Origin of the sequence: Halomonas qaidamensis, assembly GCF_025917315.1 — a bacterium.
Lineage (GTDB): Bacteria > Pseudomonadota > Gammaproteobacteria > Pseudomonadales > Halomonadaceae > Vreelandella > Vreelandella qaidamensis.
This window is the reverse complement of the sequence record NZ_CP080627.1, coordinates 604,079-619,245: the sequence shown is the minus strand read 5'-3', so window position 1 is coordinate 619,245 and position 15,167 is coordinate 604,079. Positions and strand designations below refer to the sequence as shown.

Annotated in this window: 14 protein-coding genes; 9 read left to right on the top strand and 5 right to left on the bottom strand. The window is 55.2% G+C overall.

What is annotated here, in order from left to right:
- Nucleotides 1-178 precede the first annotated feature (178 nt).
- Nucleotides 179-712, top strand: coding sequence for a superoxide dismutase [Cu-Zn] SodC (sodC, locus tag K1Y77_RS02940; protein ID WP_264430241.1), 534 nt, complete (start codon nucleotides 179-181; stop codon nucleotides 710-712).
- Between the two features lie 151 nt (nucleotides 713-863).
- On the opposite strand, the gene bfr is transcribed toward sodC, so the two are convergent.
- The 5 genes from bfr to lptF all read right to left on the bottom strand — a co-directional run bounded on the left by bfr (nucleotide 864) and on the right by lptF (nucleotide 4,551).
- Entirely contained in the window at nucleotides 864-1,349 is a 486-nt protein-coding gene (gene bfr / locus K1Y77_RS02935; protein ID WP_030074841.1) for a bacterioferritin, read from the bottom strand.
- A 154-nt stretch (nucleotides 1,350-1,503) separates the two neighbouring features.
- The gene (locus K1Y77_RS02930; protein WP_083001105.1) at nucleotides 1,504-1,710 is read right to left on the bottom strand and encodes a (2Fe-2S)-binding protein; all 207 of its coding nucleotides are present in this window, start codon (nucleotides 1,708-1,710) and stop codon (nucleotides 1,504-1,506) included.
- 158 nt (nucleotides 1,711-1,868) lie between these two features.
- Nucleotides 1,869-2,345 carry an RDD family protein gene (locus K1Y77_RS02925; protein ID WP_030074839.1) on the bottom strand — a complete coding sequence of 159 codons (477 nt, stop codon included), beginning with the start codon at nucleotides 2,343-2,345 and terminating at the stop codon, nucleotides 1,869-1,871.
- Between the two features lie 46 nt (nucleotides 2,346-2,391).
- The gene (lptG, locus tag K1Y77_RS02920; RefSeq protein ID WP_264430238.1) at nucleotides 2,392-3,456 is read right to left on the bottom strand and encodes an LPS export ABC transporter permease LptG; all 1,065 of its coding nucleotides are present in this window, start codon (nucleotides 3,454-3,456) and stop codon (nucleotides 2,392-2,394) included.
- Nucleotides 3,457-3,471: 15 nt separating this feature from the next.
- A complete protein-coding gene (lptF, locus tag K1Y77_RS02915) occupies nucleotides 3,472-4,551 on the bottom strand; it encodes an LPS export ABC transporter permease LptF (RefSeq protein WP_030074835.1) in 1,080 nt (359 codons plus the stop codon).
- 150 nt (nucleotides 4,552-4,701) lie between these two features.
- Here lptF and K1Y77_RS02910 point away from each other — a divergent pair, with 150 nt between their 5' ends.
- The 8 genes from K1Y77_RS02910 (at nucleotide 4,702) to K1Y77_RS02875 (ending at nucleotide 15,090) form a co-directional block, all read left to right on the top strand.
- Nucleotides 4,702-6,222, top strand: a complete 1,521-nt coding sequence (locus tag K1Y77_RS02910; protein WP_264430236.1) for a leucyl aminopeptidase — start codon at nucleotides 4,702-4,704, stop codon at nucleotides 6,220-6,222.
- A 152-nt stretch (nucleotides 6,223-6,374) separates the two neighbouring features.
- Nucleotides 6,375-7,496, top strand: a complete 1,122-nt coding sequence (locus K1Y77_RS02905; protein WP_264430235.1) for a branched-chain amino acid aminotransferase — start codon at nucleotides 6,375-6,377, stop codon at nucleotides 7,494-7,496.
- Between the two features lie 102 nt (nucleotides 7,497-7,598).
- Nucleotides 7,599-8,030 (top strand): DNA polymerase III subunit chi, encoded by a 432-nt coding sequence (locus K1Y77_RS02900; RefSeq protein ID WP_264018837.1) that lies wholly within the window; start codon nucleotides 7,599-7,601, stop codon nucleotides 8,028-8,030.
- 81 nt (nucleotides 8,031-8,111) lie between these two features.
- Nucleotides 8,112-9,323 (top strand): MFS transporter, encoded by a 1,212-nt coding sequence (locus K1Y77_RS02895; protein WP_264430234.1) that lies wholly within the window; start codon nucleotides 8,112-8,114, stop codon nucleotides 9,321-9,323.
- A gap of 58 nt (nucleotides 9,324-9,381) precedes the next feature.
- Nucleotides 9,382-10,161 carry a SapC family protein gene (locus K1Y77_RS02890; RefSeq protein WP_030074824.1) on the top strand — a complete coding sequence of 260 codons (780 nt, stop codon included), beginning with the start codon at nucleotides 9,382-9,384 and terminating at the stop codon, nucleotides 10,159-10,161.
- Between the two features lie 36 nt (nucleotides 10,162-10,197).
- The gene (locus K1Y77_RS02885) at nucleotides 10,198-11,652 is read left to right on the top strand and encodes a TolC family protein (protein ID WP_264430231.1); all 1,455 of its coding nucleotides are present in this window, start codon (nucleotides 10,198-10,200) and stop codon (nucleotides 11,650-11,652) included.
- The gene (locus K1Y77_RS02880; RefSeq protein ID WP_264430228.1) at nucleotides 11,639-13,777 is read left to right on the top strand and encodes a type I secretion system permease/ATPase; all 2,139 of its coding nucleotides are present in this window, start codon (nucleotides 11,639-11,641) and stop codon (nucleotides 13,775-13,777) included. Before K1Y77_RS02885 ends, K1Y77_RS02880 begins: the two co-directional genes overlap by 14 nt.
- On the top strand, nucleotides 13,774-15,090 hold the full coding sequence (locus tag K1Y77_RS02875; RefSeq protein WP_264430227.1) for an HlyD family type I secretion periplasmic adaptor subunit: 1,317 nt from the start codon (nucleotides 13,774-13,776) through the stop codon (nucleotides 15,088-15,090). Before K1Y77_RS02880 ends, K1Y77_RS02875 begins: the two co-directional genes overlap by 4 nt.
- The last annotated feature ends 77 nt before the right edge of the window (nucleotides 15,091-15,167 follow it).

Below are 15,167 nucleotides of genomic sequence, written 5' to 3'. Positions count from 1 at the left end.
CAACGAAACAGGGAGCTATTGTCGCGGCTTGACAGCGAGATGTCATCCATTGCTAACGTTATCCAGTAGGCAAACCTCACCTTTACGCAATCCATTGGCGGAGTTATCTAGGGGCAGCTACCTTGAAGTAGCAACTCGTTATACGAGCTTCCATGGATAAGGACAGGAGAATTGCACTATGCGTTACTCACTACCGTTAACAGGCATGGCCGTGGGTTTGTTGCTGGCATCCACCGTTCAGGCCAATGAAACGCTCGACGTTGACATGCACAAGGTCAGCGCTGAAGGAACTGAAGAGTCTATAGGGACTATCGCTATTGAGCACACTGAGCACGGCGTGTTGCTTACGCCGTCGTTGACTGACCTAGAACCTGGCGTATACGGTTTTCATGTCCACCAAAATGCCAGCTGCGAGCCTGCCGAGAACGATAGCGGCGAAATGAGAGCAGCGCTGTCTGCAGGAGGTCATTACGACCCTGAAGAAACTGGCACCCACCAAGGTCCCTACGGCGATGGCCATCTAGGCGACCTACCAGTTCTCACGGTGAATGAAGACGGCGAGGCCAACTTGCCGGTGCTGGCACCACGCTTGAGCATGGAAGATATGCCGGGACGCAGCCTGATGATTCATGCTGGCGGCGATACGTACTCGGATGAACCTCACCTAGGCGGTGGCGGTGCACGCATGGCCTGTGGCGTGGTTGAATCGTAATGCTGTAAAGCTAAAAAAAGCTGAAGCAAAACGACATCTTATTATGATTGGTAACGAAAAACGGGCAGCCATAGGGCTGCCCGGTGCTGCTTTGATTAAACCCCAGTGCTGCTTTAATTAAACAGTATCGCTTTAATTAAATAACCAGAAGTTACTCTTCGTCAGTCGCCAACTGCATATGTTTTTGCAGGTAGTTTTGGATACCAACCTTATCGATCAAGCCAAGCTGCGTTTCAATGTGGTCAATATGACCCTCTTCATCGGCAAGCAGATCACGCAGTAGATCACGGGTTACGTAATCTTTGACGCTTTCACAGTAGGTGATTGCTTCAATATAGTCTTTACGACCGTCGTGCTCGATTTTTAGATCACTTTCGAGCATTTCTTTAACGTTTTCGCCGATATGCAGCTTGCCTAGATCCTGAAGGTTAGGAATACCTTCAAGGAACAGAATACGTTCAATCAGCTTGTCGGCGTGCTGCATCTCTTCGATGGATTCATCGTATTCCCACTTGGCAAGCTCTTTAAAGCCCCAATCCTTATACATTTTGGCATGCAAAAAATACTGGTTGATCGCTACCAGTTCGTTGCCGAGGGCGATATTGAGATGCTGAATGACCTTGGGATCACCTTTCATGACGTCACCTTTCTTAGTGTGCAATTACGCTAACTAGAGAGTATAGGCCATAAACAGGCTTACTCCCAACGATGTTGGGAGTATATAGGAAGTAACTAAAAACTCAAAAAAATCATATGTTTGCTAACGAAAACCCTAACAATAGTGATTCGCGTCATACAGCGTAAGCGAGACTCATATCCGCCTCGCAGCGCGCCTCTTGGACCGCCTCGCGGGTAAGCGATTTAGCAAAACAGGCGCATTTACCACACTGGGTTCCACAGCCTGTAGCTTCACGTACTTCTCGCCAGCTGCGCGCTCCGTCGCTGACGTGCTGGCGAATCTGATGGTCGGTTACTCCCTTGCACACGCAAACGTACATGGCGACACCTCATAAAAGTCATGAGATGAATGTAAATGATTCGCATACATCTTTTCAAGTAGAAATGGATGCTTTTTGGTAGCCATTCGTCTTAATAAAAATGAGCTATAGGATAACGCCTTGTCACAGCACAATTTTCGCCAAAACAGGCGATGATATTATTTTTTTGGTAGCACCACGGTTTGCGTATTAGAGGCGATATCTGGCCAGCTTCTGCGCTGCGGATCAAACAGTACCCACCAGTACCCAATACCAAGTGCTGCCAAGGAAAGCCAAGCTGTCACACAACGAATCAAACTTTGCTTGAGTGTAATCGCATGTCCATCGATGGTTTGCACCCGCAGTCGCCAAGCCTGCATACCTAATGTCATACCCCCACGCCGCCAGGAATAGACAAAAAATAGCGTGACAAAGAACAACAGCATTAATCTCAGGCTCCAAATATCGAAAGGGGTCGTACCAATCTCTTCAGCCTGCTGCCCTAACACAAACCGAAAAAAAGCCAGATGCGCCACCGTCACTGCGATCCAAATGGCTGTCACTAAAAATCCGTCATACAGCATTGCGCCCAAGCGGCGACCTAAACCCGCAGGCCATACGCTATCTAATTGGGTAAAGCGTCGGGATTTGGTCATATTGCTCGTCACCTGGCTAATCCTCTTTTAAGTACCAAAGCCCCAACTAGCCGTTGCGGCGCAAGAAATAAATACCTACCACCGCACAAGCCAAGGTTGGCACTAATACCGCCCACACTGGTGAAAAACCAAAAATAGTGGATGCAGGTGCCAGCAGATCTTGTACATATTTAAAGATGAGGCCGGTCACCACGCCATAAAACACGCGCGTACCTGCAGCCACCGTACGCAATGGACCAAACACAAAGGAAGCAGCGATTAATACCAGCGACCCCATTGTTAGCGGCATCAATACCTTTTGCCAGAAGTAGAGCAGCGGCTGATCCTCTTGGAGGTTTTGGCTTTTCAAAAAATTGGCGTACGCCCACAGTTCACTAGGCGCCTGGCTCTCGATATCACGCAGCAAACGTTCCAATTGGGTGGGCGTTAACGCCGTCTCCCAAGCTGCATGTTGCTGATACTCCGATTCAGTATGGTCATCAAAAATACGCGTCGTGGTCACTCCCTCAAGCTGCCACGCGCCCTCTTCCCAGCGCGCACGGTTAGCGTGGGTGGCCTCAATTAGCCGACGCTCATCAAAACGATAGCGTGTTAAATCCAGCACCACGTTATCCGCACGAATAGCACCAAAGCGATAGACACTCTCTCCTTCGAACTGCCAGCCACTCCGGCTAGTTAGCTGCGCCCCTTCTCCTTGACGCTGTTCTAAACGCCATGCCTCGGCAAACTGCTCAGTGCGCGGAGATACAAATTCAGCAACCAGCAGTACCACAACCACCACTAACAACACCGGTTTCATGACGCCCCAGACAATCCGTGCAAGGGACCGGCCGGCAGCGCGCATGACGGTTAATTCATTGCTGGACGCCATGCTCCCTAGGCCAATTAGCGCACCAATCAATACCGCCACCGGGGCATATTGATAAAATCGCCAAGGCAGTCGCATCCCCAGATAAATCAACACATCTAACGCGGTATAGTTGCCCTGGGTGTCGCCTAAATCACCGATATAGGCAATGGTAATATCCAGGCCAAGTAAAACGAACTGAACAACAATGATGGCCGCCAATACGTTGCGGGCAATATAGCGGTCAAGACGATCAGCAAGCATGAGTTAGCCCCTTCATTAGCGCATTCCTTTACGTTGCGAGTGCCATAGCAGCAGGCAGCCAAGCGCCAAAAACAGCCCGTGTACCGGCCAAACCCCAAGCGCAACTGCCAGCGCGCCGCTGCCAATGGCATCCACCGCCGCCAATAGCAGGCTTAAATAAGCGACATAAAGAAAAACAGCAGGCAACAGTTTTGCAAACCGACCCTGGCGAGGGTTTACTCTGGAAAGCGGCTGAGCTAGCAATGCCAATATAAACACCATTAGCGGCAAACCTACACGCCACTGAAACTGCGCTTGGGCACGAGGAGTGGGGTCGTTCCATAGCTCAGCCGTGGTCGCGTACTCTAATGAATCCAGCTCTTGTCTATTTCGGCTTAAGCCCAGGCGCAGCGTGTAACGTTCAAAGGTTAACCGCTCGGCAGCCTGCTTTCCCGGTGTTACGCCATAGCGCTCGCCATCCTCCAGCACTAGAAAACGGCTACCAGTTTCCACGCTGGTTTCCTGATAGCCAGAGCCTGCACGGGTCACATAGCTATGGGTCTTTTCCGCACCAGAAACAGGCTGCTCATGAACCAGCACCTCCTGCATTTCAGTGCCATCACTGCTGAAATCGCTGATGTAAGCGGTACGCCCTCCACCGAAATCTTGGAAACGCCCTGGCGCCAGTACTGACACATCCAATCGGCTGCGCTGCTCTTCAAGCGCGGCCTCAGTTTGTAGTGCACCCGCAGGTGTTAGCCACAAACTACACAGTCCTACCAGCACCGCCACGACCGAAGCAGGTAATAGTGTTACTCGCAACAACCGCATAGGACTCATACCACAAGCCACCATCACGGTAATTTCGCTGTTCATATATAGCTGACCATAGGCCAGCAATATTCCCAGGAAAAAAGATAGCGGTAAAATCAGCTCCATAAATCCAGGCAGGTGAAAAACCATGAGGCTGCCTAAGATAGTGACCGGAATGTCGCCCTCTGCCGCATCAGAAAAATAGCGAATAAAGCGGCTGCCCATGATCACCAGTAATAAAATGCCAGCCACCGCCGACATCGTCAGTAACACTTCGCGAGTTAAGTACCGAAATAAAATCAACGCACTCTCCGGCTAGTAGCGCAGGTTGCAATGCAATGCGCCCATGGCTTGGGTACACTAATCAAACTGTTATTAAAAAACCTGTTATCAAAAACCTAGGTAACGGGGCATTATCCCGAATCACTCGATGCTTGTCTTGTTGGAGACGTCATGGAATTTTCCGTTCAGACCGCAAACCCAGCCAAAGCCGAAACGGCTTGCCTCGTTTTGCCTGTCTTTAAAGGTAGCGACTTACTGCCCGCCGTCGCCAAGTTAGATGACGCAAGCGAGCGGCTCATTGGTCAGTTACTTGATCGTGGCGACTTTGATGCCGCGCTGGGCAATGTACAGATTGTCCCCTTCGCACCGGGCTTGGGCGCTGAACGTTTGTTGCTCGTTGGCCTAGGCGAACGGGCCAAATGTCAGGAAGCAGCATTTATTAAAGCCTTAGATGCTGCCATGGCAGCGTTGACCAAGCTGCCAATTGATGAAGCTAGCGCTACGTTTACCGACGTTCCCCTCGAAGATCGCGATACTGCTTGGAAAGCTCGTAAAACACTCGAAGCAGCTGAACGCGCTATTTACCGCTTTGACCAGTTCAAATCATCTCCCGCAAAAGCCCCTAGCCTAACCAAGCTGAGCCTTATTGTCAGCGATGCCGACGAGGCCCCCATGGCCAAGCAGGGCGCTGCATTGGGTGTCGCCATTGGCCAGGGCATTAACCTTACCCGCACGCTGGGCAACCTTCCCGGCAATGTTTGTACGCCCCGCTACCTTGCAGGGCAAGCCGAGCAGCTTGGGCGCGATTCCCAAGGCGCGCTTGAGGTTGATATTTTAGATGAGGAGGCGCTGGAAGCGTTGGGAGCAGGCTCACTGCTTTCTGTTGGACGCGGCAGTCAAGAACCGACACGCCTTATCGTGATGAAGTACCAGGGTGCGGAAAATCCTGAAGAAGCGCCCCATGTGCTCGTGGGCAAAGGCATCACCTTCGACACCGGTGGTATTTCGCTGAAGCCCGGCGAAGGCATGGATGAAATGAAGTTCGACATGGGCGGTGCGGCTAGCGTATTCGGCACCGTCAAAGCAGTGCTCGCCATTAAGCCCAAGCTAAACGTGGTGTTTATTGTTGCCGCCGCTGAAAACATGCCTGACGGTGCGGCCACTAAACCCGGCGATATTATCAAAACCCTGAAAGGGTTGACGGTTGAAGTACTGAACACCGATGCCGAAGGCCGCTTGGTACTGTGCGATGCGCTGACCTACGCTGAGCGTTTTACCCCGGCCAGCGTGATTGATATTGCCACCCTGACCGGTGCTGTCATTATTGGCCTTGGCCACCACGCAACGGGCCTGCTTTCCAACGACGATGACCTGGCGCTCGATTTGCTCGACGCTGGCGAAGCAGCCTGGGATCGCGCTTGGCATCTGCCGCTATGGGATGAGTATCAGGAACAACTAGAGTCCAATTTCGCCGACTTAGCCAATATTGGTGGCCGCCCGGCCGGTACCATTACAGCAGCGTGTTTCCTATCGCGCTTTGCCGATCACTTCCCATGGGCGCATCTGGATATCGCCGGCACCGCTTGGCACTCCGGCAAACAAAAAGGCGCCACTGGCCGCCCAGTAGGGCTATTAACCCAGTATTTGCTTGATCGTGAGACCGATGCCCAAGTAGAAAATAGCGACAGCTAACATCACAATCAGGCGATCAACGGTTGCCATTGGTTGACGTAAACGTTACATCTAAGGGCATTAGCGTGCGTGCTGTTCTCAGAGCGCACGCTACACCAAATAAACACTAACACTTGCCCTTCGGGGCCAGGCTATAGCGGAGAGAATACGCCGTGCCCACAGCTTCAGATACCCAGCTTGAGTCTCATTTTGAAACGCTGCCGTCTAATCAACCGATGGCTGATGAGATTCGTGACAACATTCTGCAAAACCCAGGTTTTGGCAAGCACTTCACTGACCATATGGCCCACGTCCGCTGGACAGTCGACGCCGACTGGCACGGCCATCAAGTGCGCCTCTATGGCCCACTAATCCTCGACCCAGCGGCCTCTGTGCTGCACTACGGTCAGGAAATTTTTGAAGGCATTAAAGCGTATCGCCATGCCGATGGCTCTATCTGGACATTCCGCCCAGAGAAAAACGCCGAGCGTTTTCGCCGCAGCGCCCGCCGTTTAGCGTTGCCGGAGCTTTCCGATGAAGATTTCATCGGTTCACTGAAAGCGCTGCTGGCCCAAGACCACACCTGGGTACCTACACCTTCCAGCGATGCCGACGAGTGCAGCCTCTACCTGCGTCCGTTTATGATCGCCTCCGAAGCCTTCCTAGGCGTACGTCCGGCTCATGAAGTCGACTACTACGTGATTGCCTCACCGGCGGCGGCTTACTTCAAGGGCGGCATAGAGCCGGTGTCTATCTGGCTCTCTTCCCACTACAAGCGCGCAGCCCCTGGCGGCACCGGCTTTGCCAAGTGTGGCGGTAACTATGCAGCCTCCCTGGCAGCCCAGAAAGAAGCCGCCGCAAACGGCTGCAGCCAAGTAGCGTTCTTAGACGCCGCTGAAAACAAGTGGATTGAAGAACTAGGCGGTATGAACCTGTTCTTCGTTTATAAAGATGGTCGTTTAGTGACGCCCCGCCTCACCGACACCATCCTGGAGGGCGTTACCCGCAACTCCGTGCTTACCCTGGCAAAAGATGCGGGCCTCACACCGGAAGAGCGTCCCATCAGCATCGATGAATGGCGCGAAGGCGCTGCGTCTGGCGAGATTACCGAAGTGTTCGCCTGCGGCACAGCAGCGGTAATTACCCCGGTCGGCGAACTGGTCACTGAAAACGAGCGTATTCGTTTACAAGGCAATGGCAACAACGAAATTGCCAAGCGCATCCGTAAAACGCTGCTCGACCTACAATATGGCCGCAGTGAAGATAAATACGGCTGGCTCACCCGATTGGTATAAATCAGTTGGTATAAATCAACGGGTATAAACCGACACCCTACCGCCGCTAGCCGCGGTGGTAGGGACGGGTTTTGAAAAAAGCGGGAACCGCTGGAGCCTTTGATGGCACGTATCGATTTTTATATCCTTCCTGACACCACCCTGGAAGCGCGCCTGCAGTTTGCTTGCAAGCTAGCAGAAACCATCCACCGCAAAGGCTATCGATTGCACCTGCACTGCGAAGATAAAGCCCTGGCCGAACAGGCTGACGAGGCCCTTTGGCAGTTCCGTGAAGATGCCTACCTCCCCCACGCGCTGGAAGACAGCGACATGGCCGCCAGCGTGCCGATAACGCTAGGCTGGCAGCAACTCCCGGTGCCAACGCAAGAAACCGCTCTACTGAACTTACACCCCGACATTCCCGAAGGCGTGGAACGCTACGTCCGCATTGCCGAAATTATCAACCAGCACCAGCAAGTTCTGGTCGCCAAACGCGCCTGCTGGCAGCGCTATAAAGAAATGGGCCATGAAGTGGTGCCGCATAAGTTGGGGTAACCTTTCTACCATCTGGCCACGGATGCATAACCACTTACACTAGCGCCATACATAACAATAACTCAGAGGAAGAGTCACTCAATGCGCTTTTATACTCGGCTTGCATCCACCCTGCCTTCCCATGCTTTTTTAGCGCGCGCCCCGCTCGCCACGATTGTCATTGCCCAGCTGTTTGGCACTTCACTGTGGTTCAGCGTTAACGGCGTAGGGCTTGCGCTTCAACAGGCCGTTGGTTTGAGTGAAAGCGACCTGGGGCTGCTCACCATTGCGGTGCAAGCAGGTTTTATTACCGGTACGCTGCTCATTGCTACCACCGGCCTTGCCGATCGCGTACGCGCCAGCCACTTGTTTGCTATCTCAGCAGTAGCAGGCGCGCTGATTAATGCCGCGTTTATTGGCGTCGCCGACAGCGTCAGCTTAGCGGTAGCAGCACGCTTTTTGGTCGGGCTGTGTCTTGCAGGTATTTATCCACTCGGTATGAAATTGGTAGTGAGCTGGACACCCAGCAACGCAGGCTCGGCACTGGGCTGGTTGGTCGGCATGCTGACTCTGGGCATTGCCTCGCCCCACTTACTGCGCGGGCTAACGCTGCACTTGCCATGGCAGTGGCCGCTGTTGCTGGCTTCTGCCCTGGCACTGCTCGCCGCACTAATGATTTTTAAACTAGGCGTGGGGCCACACCTGCCCGCCAAAGCCAGCGGCGGACGCCCCTGGGCGGGGCTGTCTGCCTTCAGGCAAAAGCACTTCCGCGCCGCGGCACTTGGCTACTTTGGCCACTGCTGGGAGCTATACGCCCTGTGGGCGCTGGTGCCCTTTTTAGTTACTAGAGAGCTGGAACGTCTAAGCGCAGCGCCGGGCCTTCAGCCATGGCTAAGTTTTGCGGTGATTGCGTTGGGCCTACCTGGCTGCGTTTGGGCTGGCCGCTGGAGCCGCCGTGTGGGCAGCGCGCGAGTGGCCGTTGTGGCGCTAGCAACCTCCGGCATGCTTTGTTTGCTCTATCCACTGTTAGGTGGCACATCGCCCTGGCTACTGCTAACTCTGCTAGGGATTTGGGGCGTTAGCGTAATTGCCGATTCCGCGCAATTTTCCGCGCTGGCGGCAGCCACCGCGCCACCTGAGCGCCTCGGCGCAGCGCTGGCGATGATGAATGCCATTGGCTTTGGGCTAACGATTCCGTCTATCGCCCTAGTCACTGCCCTATGGGTAAGCCAAGGCCCCTGGGTGATATGGTGGCTACTACCTGGCCCAGTGCTTGGATTAATCGCCATGCGTGGGCTCTCTTCAAGTAAATGATTAGCGCGTGTTCTTGGTAAGGTAGCCGCCTTATTATCACCACCACAAAGGTTTTCCTATGGCCCACGCTGCCCACTGGGTGCCGCTTGACGTTAAGCGCCACAGCGGTTTGATGTGGCAACGTTTTACTGCCTACCATTTTGCTCAGCACATTACCCAGGCAAGCCTAGCAGAGGCCGAATTACGCCATGCGGCCGCTAGTTTTCCAATTGGGTTCACCCAGACAGCACTAGGCTGGCAGGCCGTCGCACTGCTGGGGCTGCGCGATGAACAAAATCTCATCGTCGATAGCCAAGGGCGCTGGCGCGCGGCGTATGTGCCCGCCGCCCTGCGCAGCCACCCCTTCGGACTGCATGCTGAATATCCTGAAAAGCTATGCATCGACCAGCACTCACCCTTTGTGGTGGCGCACCTGGATGCCGAACCTTTCTTTAATCAACACGGCGAGCTAGCCAGCTTCCCCCAACACGTACTGGCTTTTCTCCAACAGCGGGAAGCGGGTTGCCAGCGAGTTGCACAGCAGCTTGATGCATTGGCCAATGCCAAGCTGCTCACGCCTTGGCAGCCAGAAGGCTATCAAGGCAGCACGCCGTTATATCAAATTGATGAACCCGCCTGGAAGGCACTATCCGCTGAACAAATGGGGCTTTTCTGGCAATTGGGTGCCGTCCCTTTAGTGTACGCTCAGCTCATATCCCAACAGCAGCTTGGCGTTCTTCGCAGCCTCCTTCAACGGCCAACGACACCGCTGCCAGAAGCAAGCGCTTCCCGCCCCCTTTCCGAGTGGCAAGAAGCGTTCAGCAGCGAAGAGCGCTATCAATGGCCGGATCCCTCTTAATTGGGTGCCAAGCACCGACGTTATTCAGGAACGTGAATGTCTTTTAATGTTGATACGCGGACACGCAAACGGCTATTACTGAGCAGCGTGGCCGCTGCGCTTTTGCTGGTAAACCCACTGTTGGCGGCTCAAACGGCGTTTGATGAACCGATTCCCGAGGCTACGCCTTTACCCGCTTCATCGCTGGAGGGCCCGGCATTTTCACCGGAACTGACGCAACTGCTAACGCGCTTTCGCTGGCAAGCAGGTCAACCAATGGAAGCCTCTCCTGCGCTAGAGGCGCTACGCCAAAAAATCCAGCACGCCTTAGAGCAACAGCCTCGCATTCTGGCCCAGCGCTCTCTTGAGCGTGAGTCGGTGCTGCAAATTGATGAAGTGCGCGCCGTGCGTCGCCCTCAGGTGAACGCTGGGCTTGAGTACCGTAACGACTTGCAGCGCACTGAATCTCTGCCTGACCGCGGCTCACGCGTTGACGCGGTCGTTACGCTCAGCCAGCTGTTGGTGGATTTTGGCGCCAGCGGTGAGCGCATACGCGCGGCCGATCTTAGCGCTGAAGCGGCGTACTGGCAGTCCCAGGCAAGTGTCGAAGAAGAAGTTCTCTACGCCCTGAATGCCTACCTGGATGTTGCCCGTGTTACCGCTCAGCGCCACCTAGCTGAGCACAATCTGCAGCAGCATCAGCGCATTTTTGAAGACGTTCAACTTCGCCGCGAGGCAGGCGCCGGTTCGCGAGCCGATGTACTGCGTGCCCAGAGCCGCTTAAGCGACGCCAACTCACGGCTAATCTCCTTAGAGGGTGAGTTAGCCCGGGCGATTAACGTCTATCAAGAAGCGTTCTTTACCCCGCCCGACGTGCTGGCCTTGCCTCAAGGCGGAGCGTTGCTAAGCGAGACCAGCGCCGACCAACTGCTGGATAACGCCCTTGCCCGTAACGCCTCGCTGCGTAGCCAAACCCTTACCAGTGAGGCCAGCGAAGCCGAAGCGCAAGCTACTCGTAACGCCCGCTTGCCTAGCCTGAGCGTGGCCGTGGAAGGTCGCCAATTCGATGTAAATGAGTTCAACGAATCGGATAATGACGTGGCACTGCTGTTTAACCTTGATTACACGCCCTATAGCGGCGGCGCAACCTCATCGCGCATTGCCCAGGCGGTTGAACGTCAGCAGCAGAGTCAATTTGAACGCCAAGCCTTGCATCGCGAGCTGGAGCGGGAAGTGCGCTCTGCCTATACCGATACACGCACCCGCCTAGCGGAGCTTGAAGCGCAAACCGCCACGCTTGCCGCTGAAGAAGAAGCGCTACTGGCCTACCGCGATCAGTTCGCCGTAGGGAGAAGCAATATTAACGATTTGCTGGACGCCCAGCGGGATCTGTTCCAAACCGCGCTAGAGCTAATCAATCGCCGTGTGCGCTGGGAGCAAGCTAGCTTTCAGCAACTTGCGGTAACCGGGCAGCTACTCGATGTGATGGAGATTCACCTTGAACGCCGCTAATCCGCCCACAGATGCCCTTGAGCAATGCCTGACCTTTGTGGCGGCTCGGCTTGAACTACCGGTCTCAGAAGCGGCTGTGCGCGCCCAACGGGTAGGCGCACACACCCCGCTCACTCCCGACGGCTTTATTGATGCTGCCGAGCGTCACGGCATGGTCGCTGCGCTGGGCGAACATGCCCTGGCAACTCTGGGGAACTCGCTGCTGCCAGCGGTCGCGCTGCTAAAAAACGGGCGCGCCGTGGTCATCATTGAGCGCATTGATGATGAGCGTTTTGCACTGTTTGACCCGGCATTAGGCAAACAGCCGGTCGAAACCGCGTTAAGTGCCCTGCAAGCAGAGTACATTGGCCACCTGATTGCAGTGCGCGCCCGCTACCGGCCGGTAGCCCTGAATAGCGAGCCAGCCATACAAGGCGGCCACTGGTTTTGGAGCGCCCTCTCGTCTAATCGTTGGGTGTACACCCAAGTGGTGATTGCCGCTGCGCTAACCAACTTCCTTGGGCTAGCCACCTCACTGTTTATTATGGTGGTTTACGACCGCGTATTGCCCAACGAGGCCATTGAATCGCTCGTCGCGCTAACCGTGGGTGTGAGTATCGCATTGCTGTTTGATTTTGCGGTAAAAACGTTGCGCCAACTGTTTATTGAACGGGCGGGACAAGAAGCTGACCTGCGCATGGGCAGGCGCATTTTTGACCATGTGCTCAACCTACAAATGAGTGCCAAGCGGGGCTCTACCGGTGGGTTTGCCAACACCCTGCGGGAATTTGAGTCGCTGCGCGATTTCTTCGCCTCAGCATCGCTGGTAGCCCTCGTCGATTTGCCGTTTATCTTCCTGTTTATCGGCGTGATTTATCTGATTGGGGGGCCGCTTTTTATGGTGCCGCTGATTGCCGTGCCGTTGGTACTGCTGATTGGCCTGGCGGTGCAGCCCTTTCTTAAACGCCTGTCCGGCCAAGCGTTTGAAGAGAGCCGTTCCAAGCAGGGCGTGCTGATTGAAGCGGTAGCAGGGCTGGAAACCATTAAAGCCAGTGGCGCTGCGCCAATGATTCGCCAACGCTGGGAAGAGAGCGTTCAGCAGCAATCTAACGTGGGTCGTAAAGGCCGCGCAATTCAACAGTTTGCTCTGAATGCCACCGCGTTCGCCCAGCAAGCCGCTCAGGTGAGCATTGTGGTGTATGGGGTGTTTTTAGTCGGTGACGGGGTGATTTCCATGGGTGCAATGATTGCCTGTGTGATTCTCACCGGTCGTGCACTCGCGCCGCTGGCGCAGCTGGCTCAAACCATGACCCGCATTAACCAAGCCCGCACCTCTTACCGCGCGCTTGACCAGCTAATGAATATGCCTTCCGAGCGCCCCGCTGGCCGTCACTACTTAAGCCGCCCTTCTCTGGAAGGCAAAATCAGCCTGCAAGATGTGAGCTTCCGCTACCCAGAGCAAACCACTGCAGCATTGGCCAATATCAATCTGACGATCGAGCCTGGAGAAAAGGTTGCGCTACTGGGCCGCGTGGGTTCCGGTAAAAGTACCCTGGCGCGGCTACTGCTCGGCATTTACCCGCCCGAAAAAGGCGCGGTACTAGTAGACGACACCGATATTCGCCAAATTGACCCTGCGGATTTACGTCACAACATTGGTAGCGTGTTGCAGGAAGCGTGGCTGTTTTCTGGCACTGTTCGCCAGAATATTGCGATTGGTGCCCACCACCCTACCGATGAACAAATTCTCCAGGCCGCCAAACTGGCCGGTGCCCACGACTTTATCGCCCGCCACCCCCAGGGCTACGACATGCCCATTGGTGAGCGCGGCGAAGGGCTTTCCGGTGGCCAGCGGCAGCTCATCTGCCTTGCCCGCGCGCTGCTGGGAGCCCCACCGATGTTGCTGATGGATGAGCCAACCAGTGCAATGGATATTCAAACCGAAAAAGAGGTGATCTCACGGCTAAAAGCCGCTAGCCAGTCGCAAACCCTGGTCGTCGTGACGCACCGCACCAGTCTGTTAGCGCTGGTTGATCGGGTGATTATTGTTGATCAAGGCCAGATTATTGCCGATGGCCCCAAGGCCCAGGTGATGCGCCCCGTTGAAGCAGCGCCCCACCGCACGCGTGAAGGAACAGCATTGTGAGCCGCCCGACGTCCCAGCTTGATTTTGAACACTTTGTACGCCATGGCCGCAACAAGCGGCCAATTGCTAGCAGCCTACTCCTGCTCACCATTATTGGCTTTTTACTGATTGGCTTCTTGTGGGCTTATCTCACGGAGGTGGACGAAGTGACCCGAGGGCAAGGCAAAGTCGTGCCCTCGCGCAGCCTGCAAGTAGTAGAAAGCCTGGAAGGCGGCGTGGTAACCGAGATTAACGTACGCCGTGGGGATACGGTCGAACAAGGCGACACGCTGATGGTGCTTAGTGGCGGCACGCTGGAAGGCGACTACGAAGAGAGCCTACAGCGCCTACGTTCCCTGCAACTACGCTTGCAACGCCTGGAAGCCGAAATCAACCAAACGCCGCTGGCACTCGATGATGCACTCAGCCAAAGCGCACCTAGTGTGGCTGCGAGCGAAACCCGCCTGTTTCATGGGCGGCAGTTGGAGCTAAGCGCCGAACTTCAAGTATTAGAACAGCAGGGCTATCAGCGCCGTCAGGAAAAAGCGGAGCTCGAAGCCGCGTTAAGCACCGCCCGTTCCGGCGTGCAGCTGGCCGAACGAGAGCTGGCCATCATTCAGCCACTGGCTCAGCGCGGCATTGAGCCAGAGACCTCGCTGCTGCGAGTACGTCAATCGCTCAACGAACTGCGCGGCGAGGTAGCCCGCCAACAAAGTGCTGTTGCCCGCGCAGAATCTTCCATCGCTGAAATTGAAGACCGCAAAGCAGCCGCTCGCAATGCTTTTGAAGCCGATGCGCTCGCCCAACTGGCCGAAGCGACCTCACAGGCCGCAGAGCTACAAAAGACGCTTCCCGGCCGAGCGGATCAGGTGGCACGCACCACCATCCGCTCGCCAGTCGCAGGGGTCGTGAATCAAGTGCATATTAGCACCGTAGGTGGCGTAGCAGGCTCTGGTGAGCCGCTCGTGGAGGTCGTCCCAGCCGATGACGCCTTGGTCGTAGAAGCGCATATTCGCCCCTCGGATATCGCCTTCCTCTACCCCGGCCAGCCGGTGAAGGTAAAACTAACGGCCTACGACTTTGCCCGTTACGGCGGCCTGGATGGCGAGCTGGTCACTATTGCCGCCGACGCCGTTCAAATGCCAGAAAGCGGTGAGTTGATGTACCCCGTTGAGGTGCGCACCGACGGCTATCTCTTCGACGCTGACAATGAACCGCTGACCATTATTCCTGGCATGGTGGCGGAAATCGATATTCTCAACGGTAAGCGCAGCGTACTGGACTACCTCATGGAACCCGTGGTGAAAGTACGCGACCGCGCCCTACGCGATTAACCGCTGTGCGGTTTCATCAACGCCCCTGACGCCAGGGGGTCGTTCGCGGTATACTTGCCACCATTTTTTTTTGCAAG